Consider the following 25,149-nt stretch of genomic DNA (forward strand, 5'->3'; position numbering starts at 1 on the left):
GGGGACGAGCCCCGGATACCGCCGTGCCTGTCGTTCGTCCCCAGGTGCCGCTGGCCCTGGACGAACAGACCCTGAACTGTTTCCTGGTCACCGCGCGCTGCGGCTGTTTCATGCAGGCGGCGCGGCGGCTCAACCTCAAGCCGGTGGCCTTGCGCAAGCGCCTGGCGGCGCTGGAAGCGCGCCTGGGCTACAGCCTGTTCGTCAACCGCAACAACAACCCGGTGCTCAGCCAGCAGGGCGAGCGCCTGCTGCAGATACTCCAGGCGCGCGAGCCGGTCGTGCCGCTGCCACGAGAGCAAAGCGCCAGCGTGCGCCTGGCCGTGGCCGAACCGCTGCTGCAGGACCTGCTGGGTCGCAACCTGATCAACTTCGTGCGCCAGCATGCCGGCATGCGCCTGGAGGTGGCCACCCTCGATGGTCGCCAGGTACCCGAACAGGTCGCCGATGTCGCCCTGTGGTTGGGCGACGCCAGCCACGGTGCCCGCTCCGGCAGCTTCGCCGGTGCCGCCCCCGAGGCCCTGGCCACCCTCGAGTACCTGCCGCATATCGCCAAGCGCTACGCCCGGGAGGCCAACCGACCGACCCGCCTGGCGGACCTGCAGGACTACATGCTGGTGCAATGGCAGGGTGAGGTAGGTGTGCAGGCGCTGATGCCCTGGCAAGCGTTGCTGCGGAGCCGTTCGGCCGGGGTGACGCAGATCGAGGATTACGAAATGTACTGCCAGCTGATCAAGTGCAGCGCCAGTGTCGGCTTGCTGCCGCATTATGCGACGCACCTGGACCGTGGGTTGCTGGCCCTGCCGGGCCTGTTCCGCGAACCGATGCGGCGGCGGGTGTGGCTGGCGGTCAACGGGCAGACCGAGGGCGATCCACTGGTGCAGGTGATGGTCGGGGCGATCCGGGCTGCGTTCGAGGAGCGCCGCGAGTGGTTCGCCAGCCTGTAGGCGGGCGGCTTATCCCGCCTTGCGCAGCGTGAGGTTGATCCGCCGCTCGCCCATGCGCGGGTGCACGCCTGGCTTGATCGGCAATACGCCATGAAAGCGCAGGCGGTCCTCGCCGCCCCAGACGAGCACATCGCCATGGCTCAGCGGGATGTGTCGAGGGCGGTCCGAGCGTTGCAGCCCGCCGAACAGGAATACCGCAGGCAAACCCAGCGAAATCGAGACGATCGGCTGCCCGTAGTCCTGTTCATCGCGGTCCTGGTGCAGGCTCAGGCGGGTGCCGGGCAGGTAGTGGTTGACCAGGCAGGCATCGGCCACGAAGTCATCGAAGCCCGCTTGCGCGGCGGCGCGGGTGGCCAGGTCGACCAGCAGCGGGGGCAGGGCGGGCCAGGGTTTTGCGCTGACCGGGTCGATGGGGGTGTAGCGGTAGCCGTTCTCGTCGCTGACCCAGCCCAGCGCGCCACAGTTGGTCAGGGCCACGGCCATGCGCAGGCCGCCAGGGGTATGCATGTGACGAAACGGTGCCGCGCGCAGCACGGGACGCAAGGCGTCGAGCAGGGCTTCGAGTTCGGGCAGGGCGAAGCCGGGCAGCAGCAGGGTATGGCGCGCCAGGCGCTGGGGATGGGGGTCGAAGAGATCGAGGCTGGACTGGATCATGTCTGGAGGCTGCTGCCTGGGGAGGGGGTCATTATATCCTCCCAAGACAGCAGTTGGCGGTGGTCTACCTGGGAAATCCTGGCCAATGCCCGGGATTGTCCTCGATCCATGTGTTGCCAGGTCAGTTCTTCGACTTCGAATGCCGCCAGCCCTGGTCAAGGAACGCAAACACCACCACCAGCACTCCGGCCACCGCCAGGATCAAGGCTACGCCATCGGTGGAGTGAGTTGCCGAGCCGGCCACCAGCGCCAGCCCGCCCAGCGGTGCCAGGCCACCGGCCACGGCGGTGCCGACCTCGCGGCCGGTGCCGAACCCCGACGAACGCGTCTGGGTCGGGAACTGCCGGCTGAGGAACGAGCCCTGCGGGGCGAACATCATCGGCGCCAGGATCCCGGTGCCCACGGCGATGGCCAGGTAGATCATCATCGGCTCGCCGGTCGACAGCAGTTGCAGGAACGGGAAGGCGAACAGCGCCGACAACAGCCCGCCGAGCATCAGCACGGTCTTGCTGCTCCATTTGTCGCACAGCCAGCCGAAGAACGGCACGGCAAAGATCGCCACCAGGCTGGCCAGGGTCACCGACAGCGAGGTGACATGGGCCTCGACGCCCTTGAACTGGGTCAGGTAGGCCAGCGAGAAGGTCTTGAAGATGTAGCTCAAGGCGTTGTAGCCCACGGCCACGAAGAACACCACGGCCAGGCCCTTGAGGTCATTCCTGAACAGCAGCTTGAGCGGCGACACCTGCGGCTTGTCGTCGGCCTTGTCCAGTTCCTTGAAGTCCGGGGTCTCGGGGATGCTCTTGCGTACCCACAGGCCTACCGCCACCAGGGCGATACTGGCGATGAACGGGATGCGCCAGCCACCGGCCAGCAGGAACTCGTTGCCGTTCATGGTCAGCAGGTACACGGTCAGCGACGACAGCAGCAGGCCCAGGTTCAGCCCCAGCGCCGGCCAGGCGCCCTGGCTGCCGCGCTTGCCTTCGCTGGCGTGCTCGTAGGAGGTCACCGCCGCGCCGGACAGCTCGGCGCCGGCGCCCAGGCCCTGGATGATGCGGATGACCACCAGCAGGATCGGTGCCCAGATGCCGATGGTGGCGTAGCCGGGGATCAGGCCGATCAGCATGGTGCACAGGCCCATCATGCAGAAGGTGATCACCAGCACGTGCTTGCGCCCGAAGCGGTCGCCCAGGTAGCCGAACAGCACGCCGCCGAAGGGGCGGGCGATGAAGCCGATGGCGAAGGTGGAGAACGCCAGCAGCGAGGCCACCGCCGGGTTGCTCGGGTCGAAGAAGATCTTCGAGAAGACGATCGCCGCCATGGTGGCGTAGAGGTAGAAGTCGTACCACTCCAGCATCGAGCCGAAGATGGTCGCCGCCGCCACCTTGCGCAGGCGCTTGCGTTGCTGTTCGGGGGTTTCGCTCGCGGCCAGGGCCGTCTCGTGTACCGACATTGGGGTTTTCCTTGTTGTCTTTGTAATTGTGGATGCAGCGGGTGGATCAGCGGGCCTGGAGAATCTTCTCGGCGATCATCTGGCCGATGGGGATGGCCGAGGTGGCGGCGGGCGATGGCGCATTGCACACATGCACCATGCGTGGCGTCTCGGCGAACAGGAAGTCGTGCACCAGGGTGCCGTCGCGCATCACCGCCTGGGCGCGGATGCCGGCCTCATAGGGCAGCAGGTCCTCGACTTCGAGGGACGGGCAATACTTGCGGCACTGCTCCAGGTAGCCGCGCTTGAACAGCGAGTTCTTCATCTCGGTGGTTCCGGAACCGAGGTTGTTCCAGATGGTTTTCCAGAAGCCCGGGAAGCGTGCGTACTCGGCGACATCGCGCCAGTTCACCGAGAACTTGCGGTAGTTCTCCCGGCCGAAGCCGAGCACCGCGTTGGGGCCGACGGTGACGCTGCCGTCGATCATCCGCGTCAGGTGCACGCCGAGGAACGGCAGCTCCGGGTCGGGGATCGGGTAGATCAGGTGGTTGACGATCTGGTTCTTGCTCGCCGGCAGGCGGTAGTACTCGCCACGGAAGGGGATGATCTGGTGGTCGATCTTCACGCCTGCCAGACGGGCCAGGCGGTCGGACTGCAGGCCTGCACAGGCCACCAGCTGGCGGGCGCGCCAGGCATTGCCGTCGGCGCTGATCGCGACATGATCGGCATGCTCCTGGATGGCGCGCACGGTGGTGGACAGGCGCAGCTCGCCGCCGGCCTGGCGGATCACCTTGGCCATGGCGTCGCACACCTGCTGGTAGTCGACGATGCCGGTGGCATCGAGGAACAACGCACCCTTGCCGACGATGTTCGGCTCCCGCTCGCGCAGGGCGCCGGCATCCAGGCGCTCGACCTTCAGGCCGTTCTGCTGCGAGCGCTCGTACAGCGCCTGCATGCGCTGCACCTCCAGGTCGTTGGAGGCCACCAGCAGCTTGCCGCAGACCTCGAAGGCGATGCCGTGCGCGCTGCAGAAGTCCTTGGTGGCCTGGGCGCCGCGCTTGCACAGGTCGGCCTTGAGGCTGCCGGGCGCATAGTAGATGCCGGCATGGATCACGCCGCTGTTGTGGCCGGTCTGGTGGCGGCCGAGGCTGGCCTCCTTTTCCAGGATCAGCAGCGAAGCGCCGGGGCGTTGTTCGAGCAGGGCCATCGCGGTGGCGAGGCCGACGATGCCGCCGCCGATGATGCAGTAGTCGTAGGTCATGCAGGGTACCTTGGTATTCTTGTCGGTGAATCTGCTTATCAGGTTGTCAGACTAAGTAGTGCGCGTGAAAGCCTCGCCAGGCCGCGATGGGGTTCTCCGGGGTCAGTCGAGGTCGGGAAGGTCGAGTTTCAGGCGCTTGGCCGAGGCGCGCAGGTGGGCCTCGGCGCAGCCCGCCGCCGCCTGGCGGTCGCCGTCGGCGATGGCCTGGTACAGCGCCCGGTGCTCGCGCAGGGCATCGGCCGAACCGCCCACCGCCGGGGTGGCGGAGTTTTCCCAGGCGGTGCGCCGGGCGGCGGCCAGCTGGCCGCCGAGGAAATCGTGGAAGGCGACGAAGTAGTCGTTCTTGCTGGCTTCGGCGATGGCACGGTGGAAGGCCACGTCGGCGGCCGAGGCCGTGGCGAAGTCGCTGCGCGGGTCTTCCATGGTGCCCAGGGCGCTGGCCATGCGCGCGAGGTCGTCGGCGTCGCGGCGGCGGGCGGCGATGGCGGCGGCCTGGGTCTCGATCCACAGGCGCATCTCGAACATCTGCACCAGGTCCGGCTTGCGCCCCTGGCTGCCGGGGAAGCGGAACACCGTGCCGCTGGGCGTCTGCGAGATGTACGAACCGAGCCCGCGGCGGGCGATCAGCACCCCGTCGGCCTTGAGCTGCGCCACGGCCTCGCGCACCACCGAGCGGCTGACATTGAGCTGTTCAGCCAGTTGCTGTTCGGTGGGCAGGCGCGATTCGGCGGCCAGGCGGCCGGAATCGATCTCGGCGCGGATGGCGCTGACGACCCGTTCGACGAGGGTGTCGGGGCGCTGGAGCTGGAGCATGGACAGAGGTTTCTTGTTGGTCAGGTTGTCAGACAATGCCTGTGTCGATAGTGGGCTGTCAATGTCCTGAAGGCTTGCGCGGTCCCTGTAGGAGCGGCCTTGTGTCGCGAAAGGGCCGCATAGCGGCCCCGGCTATATCAGCGTGATGCACCAATAAGGGGGCGCTTCGCACCCCTTTCGCGGCACAAGGCCGCTCCTACACGAGCGATGTAACTGCTCAGATTTCGGACACGAACGTCCCGGTCCCGTCGAGGATATTGCGCAAGGTCAGCGCCACTTCCTCCAGGTCGGTTCCGGCGCTGGTCAGAATGATCTCCAGTTCCTCATCCCCCTTCAGCGCATCACGATCTCCGGCCGCCACCTCGATCAGCAGCCGCTGCGCACTCAGGGTTACCTTCAGCCCGTCCAGGGTCGACGGCTCATCATCCAGGGTCAGGTCGACGGTGTCCTCGTCCGGATAACGGGTCAGTAGGAACATCTGGCCCTTGTCGCTGTGGCAGCACAGGGTCGCCATGTTGTCTTCCTCATCGTCACAGGGGGTGGCGAAGAGCAGGGCGGTTTTCAGTTGCATGGGCGGCTCGGGTCAATGGCAAGGGAAAGGAATTCTGACAGCCTTGGCGGCCGTGTTAAACGTAAAGTTACCGCGCATTGACCGAAATTGTCGCAGCGCTGCAAGCCGTAGTGACCGTTCAGTCGTTAAGCTCCCCAGTCGGTGGACATGACGCTCATGTCCAACGCCTGGTTTTACCGTCCGGCTTGCCGCGGGTTGGCTATCGTTGATCCGTACACGGCGGACGTACGCGACGCTTCACCTATAACAAAGCCCAAGCGGAGTACCACAGATGGCGTTTTTCACCGCAGCCAGCAAAGCCGACTTCCAGCATCAACTGCAGGTGGCCCTGGCGCAGCACATCAGCGAACAGTCCCTGCCACAAGTGGCGCTGTTCGCCGAGCAGTTCTTCGGCATCATCTCTCTGGACGAACTCACTCAGCGCAGGCTGTCGGACTTGGCCGGCTGCACGCTGTCCGCCTGGCGCATCATCGAGCGCTTCGACCCCGAACACCCGCAGGTGCGGGTCTACAACCCCGATTACGAACGCCACGGCTGGCAATCGACCCACACCGTGGTCGAGGTGCTGCACCATGACCTGCCGTTCCTGGTCGACTCGGTGCGCACCGAGCTCAACCGCCGCGGCTACAGCATCCACACCCTGCAGACCACCGTGCTCAGCGTGCGCCGCAGCGCCAAGGGCGAGTTGGTCGAACTGCTGCCCAAGGGCACCCAGGGCGAGGGCGTCAGCCATGAGTCGCTGATGTACCTGGAGATCGACCGCTGCGCCAATGCCGCCGAGCTCAACACCCTGAGCATGGAGCTGGAGCAGGTGCTGGCCGAAGTGCGCGGCGTGGTCGCCGACTTCGAGCCGATGAAAGCCAAGATCCGCGAGCTGCTGGAACTGGTGGAGCAGAACGCCTTCGGCCCGGCGCAGAACGACAAGGCCGAGGTCAAGAGCTTCCTGTCGTGGCTGCTGGACAACCACTTCACTTTCCTCGGCTACGAGGAGTTCACCGTCGAGTCCGACACCGACGGCGGCCACCTGGTCTACGACGAGGCCTCGTTCCTCGGCCTGGCCCGCCTGCTGCGCGCAGGCCTGGGCGCCGACGACCTGCGCATCGAGGACTACGCCGTCGCCTATCTGCGCGAGCCGCGCCTGCTGTCGTTCGCCAAGGCCTCGCAGCCGAGCCGCGTACACCGCCCGGCATACCCGGACTACGTGTCGATCCGCCAGATCGACCAGGACGGCAAGGTCATCAAGGAATGCCGCTTCATGGGCCTGTACACCTCGTCGGTGTACGGCGAGAGCGTGCACACCATCCCGTACATCCGTGGCAAGGTCGCCGAAGTCGAGCGCCGCTCCAATTTCGACCCCAAGGCCCACCTGGGCAAGGAGCTGGCCCAGGTCCTCGAGGTGCTGCCCCGTGACGACCTGTTCCAGACGCCGGTCGACGAACTGCTCAGCACCGTCATGTCGATCGTGCAGATCCAGGAGCGCAACAAGATCCGCGTGTTCCTGCGCAAGGACCCGTACGGCCGCTTCTGCTACTGCCTAGCCTATGTGCCACGTGAGATCTACTCCACCGAGGTGCGACAGAAGATCCAGCAGGTACTGATGGAGCGCCTGAAGGCCACCGACTGCGAGTTCTGGACCTTCTTCTCCGAATCGGTGCTGGCCCGTGTGCAACTGATCCTGCGGGTGGACCCGAAGAACCGCATCGACATCGACCCGCAACAGCTGGAAAACGAAGTGATCCAGGCCTGCCGTTCGTGGCAGGACGACTTCTCGGCGCTGGTGGTGGAGAACTTCGGCGAGGCCCACGGCACCAACATCCTGGCCGACTTCCCGAAAGGCTTCCCGGCCGGCTACCGCGAGCGCTTCGCCGCGCACTCGGCGGTGGTCGACATGCAGCATGTGCTGAACCTGTCTGAAGCCAAGCCACTGGCCATGAGCTTCTACCAGCCGCTGACCCAGCTGGGCGAGCGCCAGCTGCACTGCAAGCTGTACCACGCCGATACGCCGCTGGCGCTGTCGGACGTACTGCCGATCCTGGAAAACCTCGGCCTGCGCGTGCTCGGCGAGTTCCCGTACCGCCTGCGCCACGCCAGCGGTCGCGAGTTCTGGATCCACGACTTCGCCTTCACCTACAGCGAAGGCCTCAATCTTGATATCCAGCAGCTCAATGACACCTTCCAGGACGCCTTCGTCCATATCGTCAAGGGCGACGCCGAGAACGACGCCTTCAACCGCCTGGTGCTGACCGCCGGCCTGCCGTGGCGCGACGTGGCGCTGCTGCGCGCCTACGCCCGCTACCTCAAGCAGATCCGCCTGGGCTTCGACCTGGGCTACATCGCCAGCACCCTGAACAACCACACCGACATCGCCCGCGAGCTGACCCGGTTGTTCAAGACCCGCTTCTACCTGGCGCGCAAGCTGACCCAGGACGATCTGGACGACAAGCAGCAGCGCCTGGAGCAGGCGATCCTCAGCGCTCTGGACGAGGTCCAGGTGCTCAACGAGGACCGCATCCTGCGCCGCTACCTGGACCTGATCAAGGCCACCCTGCGCACCAACTTCTACCAGCCGGACGCCAACGGCCAGAACAAGTCGTACTTCAGCTTCAAGTTCAACCCCAAGCTGATCCCGGAACTGCCGAAACCGGTGCCGAAATTCGAGATCTTCGTCTATTCGCCACGGGTCGAGGGCGTGCACCTGCGCTTTGGCAACGTCGCCCGCGGCGGCCTGCGCTGGTCGGACCGCGAAGAGGACTTCCGCACCGAAGTGCTCGGCCTGGTCAAGGCCCAGCAGGTGAAGAACTCGGTGATCGTGCCGGTGGGCGCCAAGGGCGGCTTCCTGCCGCGCCGCCTGCCGCTGGGCGGCAGCCGTGACGAGATCGCCGCCGAAGGCGTGGCGTGCTACCGCATCTTCATTTCCGGCCTGCTCGACATCACCGACAACCTCAAGGACGGTGGCGTGGTACCGCCGGCCAACGTGGTGCGTCACGATGACGACGACCCCTACCTGGTGGTGGCGGCGGACAAAGGCACCGCGACCTTCTCCGACATCGCCAACGGCATCGCCATCGACTACGGCTTCTGGCTGGGCGACGCCTTCGCCTCGGGCGGTTCGGCCGGCTACGACCACAAGAAGATGGGCATCACCGCCCGTGGCGCCTGGGTCGGCGTGCAGCGTCACTTCCGCGAGCGCGGCATCAACGTGCAGGAAGACCCGATCACCGTGGTCGGTGTCGGCGACATGGCCGGCGACGTGTTTGGCAACGGCCTGCTGATGTCCGACAAGCTGCAGCTGGTGGCCGCGTTCAACCACCTGCACATCTTCATCGACCCGAACCCGGACCCGGCCACCAGCTTCGTCGAGCGCAAGCGCCTGTTCGACCTGCCGCGCTCGGCCTGGAGCGACTACGACACCGGTATCATGTCCGAAGGCGGCGGGATCTTCCCGCGCAGCGCCAAGAGCATCGCCATCAGCCCGCAGATGAAGGAGCGCTTCGCCATCGAAGCCGACCGCCTGACCCCGACCGAGCTGCTGCATGCGCTGCTGCAGGCGCCGGTGGACCTGCTGTGGAACGGCGGTATCGGCACCTACGTCAAGGCCAGCACTGAAAGCCACGCCGATGTCGGCGACAAGGCCAACGACGCCCTGCGTGTCAATGGCAACGAGCTGCGCTGCAAGGTGGTGGGCGAGGGCGGCAACCTGGGCATGACCCAGCTCGGCCGGGTCGAGTTCGGCCTCAACGGCGGCGCCACCAACACCGACTTCATCGACAACGCCGGCGGCGTGGACTGCTCCGACCATGAGGTCAACATCAAGATCCTGCTCAACGAAGTGGTGCAGGGTGGCGACATGACCGAGAAGCAGCGCAACCAGCTGCTGGGCAGCATGACCGACGAAGTTGCAGGCCTGGTGCTGGGCAACAACTACAAGCAGACCCAGGCGCTGTCGTTGGCGGCCCGCCGCGCCCGCGAGCGGATCGCCGAGTACAAGCGCCTGATGGCCGACCTCGAGGCCCGTGGCAAGCTGGACCGTGCCATCGAGTTCCTGCCCACCGAGGAGCAGCTGGCCGAGCGCCTGGCGGCAGGGCAGGGTCTGACCCGCGCCGAGCTGTCGGTGCTGATCTCGTACAGCAAGATCGACCTCAAGGAGCAACTGCTCAAGTCGCTGGTGCCGGACGACGACTACCTGACCCGCGACATGGAGACGGCCTTCCCGCCGTCGCTGGTGAGCAAGTTTGCCGACTCGATGCGCCGTCACCGCCTGAAGCGCGAGATCGTCAGCACCCAGATCGCCAACGACCTGGTCAACAACATGGGCATCACCTTCGTCCAGCGCCTGAAGGAGTCCACCGGCATGAGCCCGGCCAACGTCGCCGGCGCCTATGTGATCGTGCGTGACATCTTCCACTTGCCGCACTGGTTCCGCCAGATCGAGGCCCTGGATTACCAAGTCCCGGCCGAGATCCAGCTGACCCTGATGGACGAGCTGATGCGCCTGGGCCGCCGTGCCACCCGCTGGTTCCTGCGCAGCCGTCGCAACGAGCAGGACGCGGGTCGTGACGTTGCCCACTTCGGGCCGGTGCTCGCGCAACTGGGGCTCAAGCTCGACGAACTGCTGGAAGGGCCGACCCGCGAGCGCTGGATGGTCCGCTACCAGGGCTTCGTCGAGGCCGGTGTGCCAGAGTTGCTGGCACGCATGGTTGCCGGCACCACCCACCTGTACACCCTGTTGCCGATCATCGAGGCCTCGGATGTCACCGGTCACGATCCGGCGCAGGTGGCCAAGGCGTTCTTCGCCGTGGGCAGCTCGCTGGACCTGACCTGGTACCTGCAGGAGATCAGCAACCTGCCGGTGGAGAACAACTGGCAGGCCCTGGCCCGCGAGGCGTTCCGCGACGATATCGACCTGCAGCAACGGGCGATCACCATCTCCGTGCTGCAGATGGCCGACGCGCCGCAAGATATGGATGCACGGGTGGCGCTGTGGTGCGAGCAGCACCGGGTGATGGTCGAGCGCTGGCGCGCCATGCTTGACGACCTGCGCAACGCCACCGGCACCGACTATGCGATGTATGCGGTGGCCAACCGCGAGCTGGTCGACCTGGCAATGAGCGGGCAGGCGGCGGTGATTCCGTCCTGAGCCTGGTGTTGAGGTAAAAGAAAGCCCCGGCAGTGATGCCGGGGCTTTCTATTTGGAGTTGGAGTTTCACAATTTTGTGTAGGAGCGGTGTTACTTGAACCTGCGCTCCACACCTTTCTCCACCAGGATCTTCGCCGAGATCTCCTCCACCGAGAAGTGCGTGGAGTTGATGTTGGGAATGTTCTCCCGGCGGAACAGGTTCTCCACCTCGCGCACCTCGAACTCGCACTGGGCAAAGCTCGAGTAGCGGCTGTTGGGCTTGCGCTCGTGGCGGATGGCGGTCAGGCGGTCGGGGTCGATGGTCAGGCCGAACAGCTTGCTGTGGTGCTTCTTCAGCACCGCCGGCAGCTGCAGGCGCTCCATGTCGTCCTCGGTCAACGGGTAGTTGGCGGCGCGGATGCCGAACTGCATGGCCATGTACAGGCAGGTCGGGGTCTTGCCGCAGCGCGACACGCCAACCAGGATCAGGTCGGCCTTGTCGTAGTAGTGGGTACGTGCGCCGTCGTCGTTGTCGAGGGCGAAGTTGACCGCCTCGATACGCTCCATGTAGTTGGAATTGCCGCCGATCGAGTGGGATTTGCCCACGGAATACGACGAATGGGCGGTCAATTCCTGCTCGAGCGGGGATAAAAACGTCGAGAAGATGTCGATCATGAAGCCATTGGACGTGGCCATGACCTCACGGATGTCCTGGTTGACGATGGTGTCGAAAATGATCGGACGCACCCCGTCGCGCTCGGCCGCGGCGTTGATCTGCTGGACCATGGCCCGGGCCTTGTCCAGCGTGTCGATGTAGGGGCGCGTGAATTTATTGAACGGAATGCTCTCGAATTGTGCGAGCAGGCTCTGGCCCAGCGTTTCTGCAGTGATGCCGGTACCGTCGGAGATGAAGAACGCGGTTCGTTTCATTTGCACCTGGGGGCCTTAAGCTGCCGAAGATTTCTGGATATGATAGGTTCGGTTTGCCGAACGCGGTTGCTCGGCATTCTCACTTATTTTCCAGGTCCAGGCCACAAGCGTCCGGCCCAGTCAGTCAGGCAGGCGGGCGCCCTTGAGCTTTTCCAATACAGTTAGTGGAGAGATCACCTTGGTAGAGTACGTAGTTTCCCTCGATAAGCTCGGCGTCCATGATGTGGAGCATGTGGGGGGCAAGAACGCATCCCTGGGCGAGATGATCAGTAACCTCGCAGGTGCCGGTGTCTCGGTGCCGGGCGGCTTTGCCACTACGGCTCAGGCGTACCGCGATTTTCTCGAGCAAAGTGGCCTCAACGACCGCATCCACGCCGCGCTCGATGCGCTGGATGTCGATGACGTCAACGCCCTGGCCAAGACCGGCGCGCAGATTCGCCAGTGGGTGATGGAAGCCGATTTCCCCACGCGTCTAGATAGCGAAATCCGAACCGCCTTCGCCGAAATGGCCGCTGGCAATGACAACATGGCCGTGGCCGTGCGTTCCTCGGCCACCGCCGAAGACCTGCCGGATGCCTCCTTTGCCGGCCAGCAGGAGACCTTCCTCAACATCCGTGGCGTCGACAACGTGATCCGCGCGGCCAAGGAAGTGTTCGCCTCGCTGTTCAACGACCGCGCCATTTCCTACCGCGTGCACCAGGGCTTCGACCACAAGCTGGTGGCCCTGTCCGCCGGCGTGCAGCGCATGGTCCGCTCCGAGACCGGCACCGCCGGCGTGATGTTCACCCTCGACACCGAGTCGGGCTTCCGCGACGTGGTATTCATCACCGGCGCCTACGGCCTGGGCGAAACCGTGGTGCAGGGCGCGGTCAACCCTGACGAATTCTACGTGCACAAGCAGACCCTGCAGGCCGGCCGTCCGGCGATCCTGCGCCGCAACCTGGGCAGCAAGGCGATCAAGATGGTCTACGGCGACGAAGCCAAGGCCGGTCGCTCGGTCAAGACCGTCGAGGTCGAGCGTGCCGAGCGCGCGCGCTTCTGCCTGAGCGACGCCGAGGTCAACGAGCTGGCCAAGCAGGCAATGATCATCGAGCAGCACTACCAGCGCCCGATGGACATCGAGTGGGCCAAGGACGGTGACGACGGCAAGCTGTACATCGTCCAGGCCCGTCCCGAGACCGTGAAGAGCCGTTCCAGCGCCAATGTCATGGAGCGTTACCTGCTGAAAGAGAAGGGCACCGTGCTGGTCGAGGGCCGCGCCATTGGCCAGCGCATCGGCGCCGGCAAGGTCCGCGTGATCAACGATGTCTCGGAAATGGACAAGGTCCAGCCGGGCGACGTGCTGGTTTCGGACATGACCGACCCGGACTGGGAGCCGGTGATGAAGCGCGCCAGCGCCATCGTCACCAACCGCGGCGGGCGTACCTGCCACGCGGCGATCATCGCCCGTGAACTGGGCATTCCGGCCGTCGTCGGCTGCGGCAACGCCACCCAGGTCCTGAAAGACGGCCAGGGCGTCACCGTGTCCTGCGCCGAAGGCGACACCGGCTTCATCTTCGAAGGCGAGCTGGGCTTCGACGTCAAGCAGAACTCGGTCGATGCCATGCCGGAACTGCCGTTCAAGATCATGATGAACGTCGGCAACCCGGACCGCGCCTTCGACTTCGCCCAGCTGCCCAACGCCGGTGTCGGCCTGGCGCGCCTGGAATTCATCATCAACCGCATGATCGGCGTGCACCCCAAGGCGCTGCTCAACTACGCCGGCCTGCCGCCGGAGTTGAAGGAAAGCGTCGACAAGCGCATCGCCGGCTACGACGACCCGGTCGGCTTCTATGTCGAGAAGCTGGTCGAGGGCATCAGCACCCTGGCCGCGGCCTTCTACCCGAAAAAGGTCATCGTGCGCCTGTCGGACTTCAAGTCCAACGAGTACGCCAACCTGATCGGCGGCAAGCTCTACGAGCCGGAAGAAGAGAACCCGATGCTGGGCTTCCGCGGCGCCTCGCGTTACATCAGCGAGTCGTTCCGTGACTGCTTCGAGCTCGAGTGCCGTGCGCTGAAGCGCGTGCGCAACGAGATGGGCCTGACCAACGTCGAGATCATGGTGCCGTTCGTGCGCACCCTGGGCGAAGCCAGCCAGGTTGTCGACCTGCTCGCCGAGAACGGCCTGGCCCGCGGCGACAATGGCCTGCGCGTGATCATGATGTGCGAGCTGCCGTCCAACGCCATCCTCGCCGAAGAGTTCCTCGAGTACTTCGACGGCTTCTCCATCGGCTCCAACGACCTGACCCAGCTGACCCTGGGCCTGGATCGCGATTCGGGCATCATCGCGCACCTGTTCGATGAACGTAACCCGGCCGTGAAGAAGCTGCTGGCCAACGCCATCGCCGCGTGCAACAAGGCCGGCAAGTACATCGGCATCTGCGGCCAAGGCCCGTCGGACCACCCGGACCTGGCCAAGTGGCTGATGGAGCAGGGCATCGAGAGCGTGTCGCTGAACCCGGACTCGGTGCTCGAGACCTGGTTCTTCCTGGCCGAGGGCCAGGGCGCGGCGTGATGCGCTGAAGGCAACACACTGTGGGAGCGGGCTTGCCCCGCGATAGCGTCAGCGAAGACACCTCTGTAGTCTGCTCTGACATCATCGCGGGACAAGCCCGCTCCCACGTTCAAGTCACCTGTTTTTTCGTGAACCCATGCAAAGCAGCTCCACCCAATTCCCCGTCGCGTTGCTCAGTGCCGAGCGCCGCGGCGACCTCAGCGAAGACGTCTATCGGATCAAGGCCGGCAACAGCCCCGATTCGAGCGTCGAGCTGGCCGTCACCCGCCTGGGCCTGGCTGATCAGGAACGCGCCCAGGGCGTGCCGGTCATTCTCCTGCACGGCAGTTTCTCCAACCGGCGCTTCTGGTACTCGCCCAAGGGCATCGGCCTGGGCGCCTACCTGGCCCGCGCCGGTTTCGATGTGTGGATCCCGGAGATGCGTGGCCACGGCCTGTCGCCGCGCAACCGCGATTGGCGGCAGAACCGGGTGGCCGACTATGCCCGCTACGACCTGCCGGTGATCGGCGCCTTCGTCCGCGAACAGGCCGGGCAGGCGCCGCACTGGGTCGGTCACTCGCTGGGCGGCACCACCCTGGCGGCGGCGCTGGGCAGCGGTTATCTGGACACTTCGCTGGTGGCCAGCGCGGCGCTGTTCGGCACCCAGGTCAGCCGGGTCTACTGGCCGCTGAAGGTACCGCCGGTGGAGTGGGGCGCGCGCGTGCTGCTCAAGCGCTTCGCGCAGATCTCGGGTTCGCGCCTCAAGCGTGGTCCGGAGGACGAACCCATCGGCCTGGCTTTGGAGAGCCTGCGCTGGAATGGCCTGTTCGGCCGCTTTGGCGACAAGGACAAGGACTGGTGGGCGGGCCTGGCCGAGGTCGAGGTGCCGCTGCTGGCGGTGGCCGGTGCCGGTGACTTCCAGGACCCGGTGTGGGCCTGCCGCAAGTTGTTCGAGCAGTTTGGCGGTGACGCCAGGCAGTTCCTGCGCCTGGGGCGCGAGGAAGGCTTCGAGGCCTTCGGACATGTCGACATGCTGGTCAGCAAGGCGGCGCAAACCCAGGTGTGGCCGCTGGTGGAGCGCTGGCTGAGGGATCCGCAGGTGCCGGTGCATGCTTCGACGGTGGTGATGGAGCCGCTGCCCGCCAATTGATTGCGTGTCGGCTTCTTCGCAGGTAAAGGCAAACTGACTGCTCGGTCCCGGATGACTGCCGGCCTCCTGCGGTGTAGCCTTGCTCCACATCCGCTTTCGTTGTGACTGACAGGAGTTTCCCATGCAGCATTACGTAACGCCCGACCTGTGCGACGCCTACCCGGACCTGGTCCAGGTGCTAGAACCGATGTTCAGCAACTTCGGCGGCCACGACTCGTTCGGTGGCCAGATCGTCACCATCAAGTGCTTCGAGGACAACTCGCTGGTGAAGGAGCAGGTCGAGCTCGACGGCAAGGGCAAGGTCCTGGTGGTCGATGGGGGGGGCTCGCTGCGCCGCGCGCTGCTGGGCGACATGCTCGCCGAGAAGGCTGCGAAGAATGGCTGGGAAGGCCTGCTGATCTACGGCTGCGTGCGTGACGTGGACGTGCTGGCGCAGACCGATGTCGGTATCCAGGCCCTGGCCAGCCACCCGATGAAGACCGACAAGCGCGGCATCGGCGACCTCAATGTCGCGGTGACCTTCGCCGGCGTGACCTTCCGCCCGGGCGAGTACGTGTATGCCGACAACAACGGTGTGCTGGTCTCGCCAAGCCCGCTGAAAATGCCCGAGTGACGCGCCGTACACCGATGGAGCTTTGATGTTCGAGGAAGACAACGCGCAGTGGGGCCTGGTGCATGCCCTGGTGCTCGATGGCAAGGGTGGCGCGCGTTCGATCGCCCGCACCGAGCTGGACGACCTGCAGCTGCAGCCCCAGGAGAGCCTGTGGCTGCACTGGGACCGCAGTCACCCGCAGACCCGCACCTGGCTGCTTCACGACAGCGGTCTCAGCGAGTTCGCCTGCGAACTGCTGCTGGAGGAGAACACCCGCCCGCGCCTGCTGCCATTGGCCGACGAGCAGATGCTGCTGTTCCTGCGCGGGGTCAACCTCAATCCGGGCGCCGAGCCCGAGGACATGGTCTCGGTGCGCATCTTCGCCGAGGCGCGGCGGGTCATTTCCCTGCGTCTGCGGCCTCTGCGGGCGAGTGACGAGGTCCTGCAGCAACTGGACGAGGGCAGGGGGCCGAAGACTGCCTCCGAACTGCTGTTGCTGATGGGAGAGCTGTTGACCGAAAAGGTCCAGGCGCTGGTCAGTGACCTGGCCGAAGCGGTCGATCTGGAGGAAGAAAAGGCAGAATCCGACGAACGGTATTCGCCAGCCCAGGGCAGTCTGCAGCAGATCCGTCGCCGCGCTGCCGGCCTGCGGCGTTTCCTCGCCCCCCAACGCGACATCTATGCCCAGTTGTCGCGCAATAAATACAGCTGGTTCGCCGATGCCGATGGGGACTACTGGAACGAGCTGAACAACAGCCTGATCCGCTACCTTGAAGAACTCGAACTGGCCCGCGAACGCGCCGCGCTGGTGCTGGAAAGCGAGGACCGGCGGCGCAGCGAGCGGATGAACCGGACCATGTACCGGTTCGGCATCATCACCTGCATCTTCCTGCCCATGAGCTTTATTACCGGGCTGCTGGGAATCAATGTCGGCGGCATTCCGGGCTCCGACAGCCCCTATGGATTCCTGTTCGCCAGCCTGATCGTGCTGGGGCTGGCGGTAGGGCAATGGCTGCTGTTCCGGCGGTTGCGGTGGGTGTGATGTGTCTTGTCGCGGGGCAAGCCCGCTCCCACGTTCTCAGCGTGGTTTCGTGGGAGCGGGCTTGCCCCGCGATGGGCTCGCACACTCATTTTGAAACATTCGTCCCACATCCCTGTGTGACCCATCGCTCGGCGCCCTCGTCTTTGACTGACATTGCGCGAGGTGCCCATGCACGATCCGTTTGAAGAATCCCTGCGCGACCTGCTCAAGGCGTCGCCGTCCGGCCAGGACCGCGACGATGCCGCCTGCCTGGGTCGCGTGCTCAAGACCGCCAACCGCCAGGTCGGCGCGGGCGATCTGTTCAGCCTGCTTGGCCGCTGGAGCCAGGCGCTGCTGATCGCCGTGAACAATGGTTCGGCGCATGTCGCGCCGGTCCGTCGCAACTCTACCCGCAAACCTGCCGCCGGCAGCACCGCAGATAAGGCCGATTGAATATGGAACTCGATCTCTGGACCCAGAGCCTGGTCACCGCCATGACTGCCCTTTGGACCAAGGTGGCGAACTTCATCCCCAACCTGTTCGGCGCGCTGGTTGTGGTGCTGCTCGGCTTCGTCGTGGCCAAGCTGCTCGACACCCTGCTGTCCAAGGTGCTCGCCAAGTTCGGCCTGGATCGCCTGATGAGCGGTACCGGGCTGACCAAGATGCTCGCCCGGGTCGGCATCCAGGTGCCGATCTCGACCCTGATCGGCAAGATCGTCTACTGGTTCGTGCTCCTGATCTTCCTGGTCTCGGCCGCCGAATCCCTGGGGCTCGAGCGGGTCTCGGCGACCCTCGACATGCTCGCCCTGTACCTGCCCAAGGTGTTTGGCGCGGCCCTGGTGCTGCTGGCGGGTGTGCTCCTGGCGCAACTGGTCAACGGCCTGGTGCGCGGCGCCGCCGAGGGCATCGGCCTGGAATACGCCGCCGGCGTCGGGCGCATCGCCCAGGGCCTGGTGATCATCATCAGCATCTCGGTGGCCATCAGCCAGCTCGAGGTCAAGACCGACCTGCTGAACCACGTGATCGTCATTGGGTTGATTACCGTTGGTCTGGCAATTGCGTTGGCCATGGGCCTGGGCAGCCGGGAAATCGCCGGGCAGATCCTGGCCGGCATCTATGTGCGCGAGCTGTATCAAGTCGGCCAGCAAGTGCGTATTGGCGAGGTCGAGGGGCACATCGAGGAAATCGGCACGGTCAAGACGACCCTGCTGACCGATGATGGCGAACTGGTGTCGTTGTCTAATCGCGAGCTGCTCGAGCAGCGCGTGAATAGCCGCTAACCGCACAAAAGCTGTTAATGTATGCCGCCGCAAAAATCGGCCCTGGGGGCCGAGCGGCGACATTGACCTGACTGTCGGCCAGATCCGTTTTGAATAAAGTTCATTCGCCGCCCATGCGCTATGACCCCCGCGAGCTCACCGACGAGGAGTTGGTGGCGCGTTCGCATGAGGAGCTGTTTCATGTCACCCGCGCCTACGAGGAGCTGATGCGCCGCTACCAGCGCACGCTGTTCAACGTCTGCGCGCGCTACCTGGGGAACGATCGGGATGCCGACGATGTCTGTCAGGAGGTGATGCTCAAGGTGCTCTACGGGTTGAAGAACTTCGAGGGCAAGTCCAAGTTCAAGACCTGGCTCTACAGCATCACCTACAACGAATGCATCACCCAGTACCGCAAGGAGCGCCGCAAGCGCCGGTTGATGGATGCCCTGAGTCTGGACCCTGTCGAAGAGGCGTCCGAGGACAAGGCACCGAAGCCGGAGGAGAAAGGCGGGCTGGACAAATGGCTGGTGCATGTGAACCCGATCGACCGGGAAATCCTGGTGCTGCGATTTGTCGCAGAGCTGGAATTCCAGGAGATCGCCGACATCATGCACATGGGCCTGAGCGCCACGAAAATGCGCTACAAGCGTGCGCTCGACAAGCTTAGAGAGAAATTTGCAGGCCTGGCTGAAACTTAGTGGCCAGCAAATACCTCTAACCAACCGGCAAGTTCTGCTAGACTTGCCGTCGAGTTGTCCCCCGGATGTTGGTGGGACTGCTTAACTATCACCAGATGGGGATTTAACGGATGAAATTGAAAAACACCTTGGGCTTGGCCATTGGCTCGCTCGTGGCCGCTACTTCGTTCGGCGTTCTGGCTCAAGGCCAAGGCGCTGTCGAAATCGAAGGCAACGTCACCAAGCAGTACTACGACAGCGAACGTAACTTCAAGAACGACGGCACCAATCCTGGTGTTCGCCTCGGTTACTTCCTGACCGACGACGTCTCCCTGGACCTGGGCTACAACGAGACCCACAACGCTCGTGGCGAAGTCTTCAACAAAGACATCAAAGGCTCCAAGACCAAGCTGGACGCCACCTACCACTTCGGTACCGTCGGTGACGCCCTGCGTCCGTACGTTTCCGCTGGTTTCGCTCACGAGAGCCTGGGCCAGGCCACTCGCAGCGGCCGTGACCACTCCACCTTCGCCAACGTTGGCGCTGGCGCCAAGTGGTACATCACCGACATGTTCTTCGCCCGTGCCGGCGTCGAAGCCATGTACAACATCGACAACGGCAACACCGAGTGGGGTCCGACCGTTGGTCTGGGTCTGAACTTCGGTGGCAGCGGTGGCCAGAAAGCCGCTCCTGCGCCGGCTCCAGTTGCCGAAGTCTGCTCCGACAGCGACAACGACGGCGTCTGCGACAACGTCGACAAGTGCCCTGACACCCCAGCCAACGTTACCGTTGACGCTGATGGCTGCCCGGCTGTTGCCGAAGTCGTTCGCGTTGAGCTGGACGTCAAGTTCGACTTCGACAAGTCGGTCGTCAAGACCAACAGCTATGGCGACATCAAGAACCTGGCTGACTTCATGAAGCAGTACCCACAGACCACCACCACCGTGGAAGGTCACACTGACTCCGTGGGTCCAGACGCTTACAACCAGAAGCTGTCCCAGCGTCGTGCCGATGCCGTCAAGAAAGTCCTGACCCAGGACTACGGTGTTGAATCGAGCCGTGTTGACTCGGTTGGCTACGGTGAGACCCGTCCGGTCGCCGACAACGCCACCGAAGCTGGCCGCGCCGTCAACCGTCGCGTAGAAGCTCAGGTAGAAGCCCAGTCCAAGTAATTGGTCTGACGCTTCACGAAAAACCCGGCCTCGGCCGGGTTTTTCTTTGCCTGCCATTTGTCGAGGCAGGCCTCGTCCCGCCTTTGTAGGAGCGTCACTCGCCTGCGCGCTCAGTGCTTGAGCAGCACCAGCAACAACACAATGTTCAACAGCAACGACACCAACCCAATCGTGCGCCAAACCTTCAACGGCTCGCGTTCCAGCAGTGGCCGTGGCCGTTCGGCCAGCTCCTGGCGATCTCCACGCTCCAGCAACAGCAGCCACTGCTCGGCGGTCTCGAACCGCTGCGCCGGGTCTGCCGCCACCGCCTGCAACAGGTTGCGCTGCAACCACTCCGGCAGATCCGGCCGATAGCGTGCCGGGTTCACTGGCGTGCCGAAGCGTGGCCGCTGGAACGCCTCGACCTCGCCGTAGGGGTAGTGGCCGGTGAGCAGGTGGTAAAGGGTCACGCCCACGGCATACAGGTCCTGTCTTGGCGCGGGGGGCAGGCCGTCGAAGGCTTCCGGGGCGAGGAACGAGGGCGTGCCCGGCAGGGCATGAGGCGGGTCCTCGGAAAGCCCCGGGCAGTACGCCAGCCCGAAGTCCAGCAGGCGCAGTTGGCCATCGCTGCCGTGGTGCAGGTTGCCCGGCTTGATGTCGCGGTGCAGCAGGTTGCGCCGATGCAGCACGCCGACGGCCTGCAGCAACTGGCGGGCGACCTCCAGCCATTGCGCCAGCGGTAGCGGGGGCTGCCCGGCCAGGGTCGTGCCCGGGTATTCGCGCATCAGGTAGTACAGATGCTGGCGTTGGCTGGCGGGGTGGACCTCAGGGAAGTGGCGGCCGGCGACACGGCGCAGGAACCACTCTTCCAGCAGCAGGGCCTGGGCGGCGCCGGGCTCCTGGTCGCGGGACTGCGGCAAGGTCTTGAGCAGCCAGGGCTGGCCGTTCGGGTCGCGGACCCGGTACAGCAGTGATTGTCGGCTCTGGTTGAGCAATCCCTCGACTTGCCAGCCATCGATCAGCTGGCCATCACGCAGCGCGCCAGGCAGCGGCCATTGCTGGAGTTGCGCCAGGGTGTCGCCCAGACTGCTGGTGCCCAGTTGATCGACCCGCACCAGCAGGGCGCTGGCGTTGTCCTGGCTGCCGCGATGGTGGGCGCTGGCCACCAGGGTGTCGGCGGCCACCTGCAAATCGGGCTGTTCGCGCAGGATCGACTGGATGTGCGCATCGCCCAGGCTGGCCCACACGCCGTCGCTGAGCAGCACGAAGCACTCGCCTTCGCGCAGGTCGCCTTCCAGGTAGTCCACCAGCAGGTGCTGGTCCAGCCCCAGCGCGCGCTTGAGCACATGCTGCATGCCGGGCTGGTCCCAGACATGGTCTTCGCTCAGGCAGTGCAGCTGGTCGGCCTGCCAGCGATACACCCGACAATCGCCGACATGGGCCAGGGTGAATCGCCTTCCGCGCAGCACCAGGGCGCTGAGGGTGGTCAGCAGCGGCTGGCCATTACCCTGGGCACGCAGCCAGCGGTTCTGCGCCGTGAGCAGGCGGTCCAGGGCCTGGGCCACGCCCCAGGTGGCGGGCGTGGCGTAATAGTCCAGGGCCAGGGCCTGCAGGCTGGCCCGCGCCGCCAGGCCGCCGTCGGCGCACTGGCTGACACCGTCGGCCAGTGCGCACAGGTAGCCCTTGCTCGCGGCCAGCTCCGGCGCTGGGGTCACCAGGCGCAGGGCATCCTGGTTTTCCGGACGCGGCCCGGTGGCGCTGGCCTGGGCAAAGCTCAGTCGCAGGCTCATGGCAAGGCCTCAGACCCGCGCCGCGGTGATCGCCGCCGAGCCCCAGGTGGTGCGCCAGCGTTGCTTGACCCCATGCAGGCCGAACCAGGCCAGCAGGCCGAGGCTGGCGAACAGCCACAGGCCGAGCTGGTAGTCGCCGGTATGCTGCTTGATGGTGCCCAGGCCTGCGGCAAGCAGGAAACCGCCGATGCCTCCCGCCATGCCGATCAGCCCGGTCATCACGCCGATCTCCTGGCGAAAGCGCTGCGGCACCAGCTGGAATACCGCGCCGTTGCCGGCGCCCAATCCGAGCATGGCACTGACGAACAGCGCCAGGGCCGCCGCCGCGCTGGGCAGGTTGAAGCCCACCGCGGCGATGCACACGGCGGCCACGCCGTACATCGCCAGCAGGGTGCGGATCCCGCCGAAACGGTCGGCCAGGGCACCGCCGAGGGGGCGCATCAGGCTGCCGGCGAACACGCAAGCAGCGGTGTAGTAGCCGGCGGTCACGGGGCTCAGGCCGTACTGGTCGCTGAAGTAGCCGGGCAGGGCGCTGGCCAGGCCGATGAAGCCGCCGAAGGTCACGCTGTAGAAGAACATGAACCACCAGCTATCCCTGTCACCCAGGGCCTTGAGGTAGTCGGCCATGGCCTTGGGCCTGGGGCGTTGGGGCGCATTGCGCGCCATCAGGGCGAACAGCACAAGCGTCAGCAGCAAGGGCAGCACGGCGAAGCCGAACACATTGTTCCAGCCGAAGCCTGCGGCCAGCGCCGGGGCCAGCAGCGCGGCGAACACCGTGCCGGAGTTGCCGGCGCCGGCGATGCCCATGGCCTTGCCCTGGTGCTGGGGCGGATACCACTGCGAGGCCAGCGGCAGGGACACGGCGAACGAGGCCCCGGCGAAGCCGAGGAACACGCCCAGCAGCAATGCCTGCTCGTAGCTGCGCACCCCCAGGTGCCAGGCGCAGGCCAGGGCGGCGATCACGATGACCTGGCCAATCAGGCCGGCGGTCTTGGGTGACAGGCGATCGACCAGCAGGCCCATCGCGAAGCGCAGTACCGCGCCGGCGAGGATCGGCGTGGCCACCATCAGGCCCCGTTGCTGTGCGCTCAGTTGCAGGTCGGCGGCGATCTGCACCGCCAGTGGGCCGAGCAGGTACCAGACCATGAAACTCAGGTCGAAATACAGGAAGGCGGCGAACAGCGTGGGCACATGCCCGGATTTCCAGAAGCTCGTATTCATCGAACACCTCGTTGGGCGCGGAAACGAAAAGACGCCACTGCCCGGTCCACGGTTGTGGAAGGGCAAGCGACGTCTTTGTCAGGGTATGGGGGCAACCGCCGTTGGCTACCGGGCTATGTTCAGCAAGAGCCGGGCCAAGTGTGATGGCGTCAGCCCAGCATCTCCGACATGGCAATGATCTGTTCCGCCACCTGGATCAGCTTCTGCTGGCGGCTCATGGCCTGGCGGCGCATCAGGGTGTAGGCCTGTTCCTCGTTGCAGTCCTTCATCTTCATCAGCAGGCCCTTGGCCTGCTCGATGCGCTTGCGCTCGGCCAACTGCTGGTCGCGGGCCAGCAGTTGGGCCTTGAGTGCCTGATCGCTTTCGAAGCGGGCCATGGCCACATCGAGGATCGGTTGCAGGCGCGTGGCCTGGATACCCTCGACGATGTACGCGCTGACCCCGGCCTGGATCGCCTGGCGCATCACACCGGGGTCATGCTCGTCGGTGAACAGCACGATGGGGTGCGGCCGGTCGCGGCTGACCAGCACCACCTGTTCCATCACGTCCCGGCCCGGTGACTCTGTATCGATCAGCACCACGTCCGGGTGCACCGTTTCGACACAGGCGGGCAGGTCGATGCTCAGGCTACCCGCCTCGATCACCTCGAAGCCGGCCTCGATCAGGGCGGCCTTGAGGCGGCCGACCTTCTTTTCCGTGTCGTCGATCAGCAGGATGCGCAACATGGCCGGGCCCTCAGCGATGGGCGCGGGCGCCAGGCGCCGCGACCAGGGCGTGCAGGGCGAAGCTGCGCGCATAGCCATGGGGGTCGCAGCCGTCCCAGCGACTGCCGTCGATCAGCAGGCTGCTGCGCATGGGCGGGTCGGCGCAGGGGATGCCCAGCGCCGTGGCGGCCTCGCGGTACAGCGCCAGCTGCTGCACCTGGCCGGCGACGGCCAGGTAGTCCGGGTCGTCACGCAGCAGGCCCCAGCGGCGGAACTGGGTCATGAACCACATGCCGTCGGACAGGTACGGCAGGTTGGCCCGCCCCTGGTCGAACAGGCGCAGGGCGTGAGGGTCGTGCCAGCGATGGCCCAGGCCGTCCTGGTAGTCGCCGAGCAGGCGTGGCTCGATGCTGCCGACCGGGGTGTCCAGGTAGGCGCTGCCACTGAGCAGTTGCGCGGTGCCTCGGCGGTTCTCCTGGCTCTGCTCGATGAAGCGCGCGGCGGCAAGTACCGACTTGATCAGCGCCCGGGCGCTGTTGGGGTACTGTTCGACGAAGCCGCGGGCACTGGCCAGGACCTTTTCCGGATGGTCGGGCCAGATCGACTGGCTGGTGGCCAGGGTGAAGCCCTGGCCCCTGGCGAGGGCGTCCGCCGACCAGGGCTCGCCGACACAGAAACCGTCGATGCGTCCGGCCTGCAGGTGGGCGGCCATCTGCGCCGGGGGCACCACCACGCTGGTCACGTCGCGCAGCGGGTGGATGCCCTGGCTGGCCAGCCAGTAGTACAGCCACAGGGCATGGGTGCCGGTGGGGAAGGTCTGGGCGAAGGTCAGTCGTGCGCCCTGTTGGTGCACCAGCCGCGCCAGTGCCTCGGGGCTGGTCACGCCCTTGCGCTGCAGTGCAGGGGAGAGGTTGATGGCCTGGGCGTTCTGGTTAAGGCCCATGAGCACGGCCAGGGGGCTGGCGGGCACGCCGCCAATGCCCAGGTGCACCGCGTACACCAGGCCATAGAGGCAGTGGGCGGCGTCCAGCTCGCCGCTGACCAGCTTGTCGCGCAGCCCGGCCCAGGAGGCCTGGCGGCGCAGGTTGAGGGTCAGGCCGAACTGCTGGGCGAAGCCCTGGGTGGCGGCGACCACCACCGAGGCGCAGTCGGTCAGGGCCATGAAACCGATGTCCAGGCTGGGCTTTTCCGGCGCGTCGCTGCCGTTGACCCAGGCCAGGGGCGTTGTCGGGAGGAGTGTGTTCACGAGAATCCTCGGGCATTCACGGATGGCTGCATGCAGCAGACATAGCAACCCATGTGCCATGGCCCTGTCGTCCCGGCGGCGCGC

General features: G+C 65.5%; 20 protein-coding genes. 10 read left to right on the forward strand and 10 right to left on the reverse strand.

From position 1 onward, the window contains the following. Positions 1–23: 23 nt before the first annotated feature. Positions 24–944, forward strand: a complete 921-nt coding sequence (locus HU751_RS02235) for a LysR family transcriptional regulator (protein ID WP_186734430.1) — start codon at positions 24–26, stop codon at positions 942–944. 9 nt (positions 945–953) lie between these two features. On the opposite strand, the gene alkB is transcribed toward HU751_RS02235, so the two are convergent. The 5 genes from alkB to HU751_RS02260 form a co-directional block, all read right to left on the reverse strand. Next, positions 954–1,598: a DNA oxidative demethylase AlkB gene (alkB, locus tag HU751_RS02240; RefSeq protein WP_186734431.1), complete on the reverse strand. Its 645-nt coding sequence runs from the start codon at positions 1,596–1,598 to the stop codon at positions 954–956. Positions 1,599–1,719: 121 nt separating this feature from the next. Continuing rightward, positions 1,720–3,048: an MFS transporter gene (locus HU751_RS02245; protein ID WP_186734432.1), complete on the reverse strand. Its 1,329-nt coding sequence runs from the start codon at positions 3,046–3,048 to the stop codon at positions 1,720–1,722. Positions 3,049–3,094: 46 nt separating this feature from the next. After that, entirely contained in the window at positions 3,095–4,288 is a 1,194-nt protein-coding gene (gene lhgO, locus HU751_RS02250; protein ID WP_186714815.1) for an L-2-hydroxyglutarate oxidase, read from the reverse strand. A 102-nt stretch (positions 4,289–4,390) separates the two neighbouring features. After that, complete coding sequence (locus tag HU751_RS02255) at positions 4,391–5,101, reverse strand: FadR/GntR family transcriptional regulator (protein WP_050704752.1); 711 nt, start codon at positions 5,099–5,101, stop codon at positions 4,391–4,393. A 217-nt stretch (positions 5,102–5,318) separates the two neighbouring features. Then, positions 5,319–5,672, reverse strand: coding sequence for a hypothetical protein (locus tag HU751_RS02260; RefSeq protein WP_186734433.1), 354 nt, complete (start codon positions 5,670–5,672; stop codon positions 5,319–5,321). Positions 5,673–5,943: 271 nt separating this feature from the next. Here HU751_RS02260 and HU751_RS02265 point away from each other — a divergent pair, with 271 nt between their 5' ends. After that, the gene (locus HU751_RS02265) at positions 5,944–10,809 is read left to right on the forward strand and encodes an NAD-glutamate dehydrogenase (RefSeq protein ID WP_186734434.1); all 4,866 of its coding nucleotides are present in this window, start codon (positions 5,944–5,946) and stop codon (positions 10,807–10,809) included. Between the two features lie 90 nt (positions 10,810–10,899). Here the strand turns inward: HU751_RS02265 and ppsR are convergent, their stop codons facing one another. Next, entirely contained in the window at positions 10,900–11,718 is an 819-nt protein-coding gene (ppsR, locus tag HU751_RS02270; RefSeq protein ID WP_028692934.1) for a posphoenolpyruvate synthetase regulatory kinase/phosphorylase PpsR, read from the reverse strand. A gap of 178 nt (positions 11,719–11,896) precedes the next feature. Between ppsR and ppsA the strand changes: the two genes are divergently transcribed. The 8 genes from ppsA to HU751_RS02310 all read left to right on the forward strand — a co-directional run bounded on the left by ppsA (position 11,897) and on the right by HU751_RS02310 (position 20,125). Further along, complete coding sequence (gene ppsA, locus HU751_RS02275; protein ID WP_186734435.1) at positions 11,897–14,272, forward strand: phosphoenolpyruvate synthase; 2,376 nt, start codon at positions 11,897–11,899, stop codon at positions 14,270–14,272. Positions 14,273–14,408: 136 nt separating this feature from the next. Next, positions 14,409–15,401 (forward strand): alpha/beta fold hydrolase, encoded by a 993-nt coding sequence (locus tag HU751_RS02280; RefSeq protein ID WP_186734436.1) that lies wholly within the window; start codon positions 14,409–14,411, stop codon positions 15,399–15,401. A 121-nt stretch (positions 15,402–15,522) separates the two neighbouring features. Beyond that, a complete protein-coding gene (rraA, locus tag HU751_RS02285; protein WP_023630330.1) occupies positions 15,523–16,014 on the forward strand; it encodes a ribonuclease E activity regulator RraA in 492 nt (163 codons plus the stop codon). A 25-nt stretch (positions 16,015–16,039) separates the two neighbouring features. After that, complete coding sequence (gene cmaX / locus HU751_RS02290; protein WP_186734437.1) at positions 16,040–17,035, forward strand: divalent cation transporter CmaX; 996 nt, start codon at positions 16,040–16,042, stop codon at positions 17,033–17,035. Positions 17,036–17,203: 168 nt separating this feature from the next. Beyond that, entirely contained in the window at positions 17,204–17,467 is a 264-nt protein-coding gene (locus tag HU751_RS02295; protein ID WP_186734438.1) for a CrfX protein, read from the forward strand. Positions 17,468–17,469: 2 nt separating this feature from the next. Beyond that, positions 17,470–18,294, forward strand: a complete 825-nt coding sequence (locus HU751_RS02300; RefSeq protein WP_050704758.1) for a mechanosensitive ion channel family protein — start codon at positions 17,470–17,472, stop codon at positions 18,292–18,294. A 113-nt stretch (positions 18,295–18,407) separates the two neighbouring features. Continuing rightward, the gene (gene sigX, locus HU751_RS02305) at positions 18,408–18,974 is read left to right on the forward strand and encodes an RNA polymerase sigma factor SigX (RefSeq protein WP_050704759.1); all 567 of its coding nucleotides are present in this window, start codon (positions 18,408–18,410) and stop codon (positions 18,972–18,974) included. A 110-nt stretch (positions 18,975–19,084) separates the two neighbouring features. Then, positions 19,085–20,125 carry an OmpA family protein gene (locus HU751_RS02310; RefSeq protein ID WP_186734439.1) on the forward strand — a complete coding sequence of 347 codons (1,041 nt, stop codon included), beginning with the start codon at positions 19,085–19,087 and terminating at the stop codon, positions 20,123–20,125. A 110-nt stretch (positions 20,126–20,235) separates the two neighbouring features. On the opposite strand, the gene HU751_RS02315 is transcribed toward HU751_RS02310, so the two are convergent. The 4 genes from HU751_RS02315 to HU751_RS02330 form a co-directional block, all read right to left on the reverse strand. Further along, complete coding sequence (locus HU751_RS02315) at positions 20,236–21,894, reverse strand: bifunctional protein-serine/threonine kinase/phosphatase (RefSeq protein ID WP_186734440.1); 1,659 nt, start codon at positions 21,892–21,894, stop codon at positions 20,236–20,238. A 9-nt stretch (positions 21,895–21,903) separates the two neighbouring features. Next, entirely contained in the window at positions 21,904–23,115 is a 1,212-nt protein-coding gene (locus HU751_RS02320) for a nitrate/nitrite transporter (protein WP_186734441.1), read from the reverse strand. A 149-nt stretch (positions 23,116–23,264) separates the two neighbouring features. Continuing rightward, on the reverse strand, positions 23,265–23,840 hold the full coding sequence (locus tag HU751_RS02325) for an ANTAR domain-containing response regulator (protein WP_186734442.1): 576 nt from the start codon (positions 23,838–23,840) through the stop codon (positions 23,265–23,267). Between the two features lie 10 nt (positions 23,841–23,850). Then, positions 23,851–25,125 (reverse strand): CmpA/NrtA family ABC transporter substrate-binding protein, encoded by a 1,275-nt coding sequence (locus HU751_RS02330; RefSeq protein ID WP_189657425.1) that lies wholly within the window; start codon positions 25,123–25,125, stop codon positions 23,851–23,853. Between the last annotated feature and the right edge of the window lie 24 nt (positions 25,126–25,149).

It is taken from the genome of Pseudomonas peradeniyensis, assembly GCF_014268935.2.
GTDB lineage: Bacteria > Pseudomonadota > Gammaproteobacteria > Pseudomonadales > Pseudomonadaceae > Aquipseudomonas > Aquipseudomonas peradeniyensis.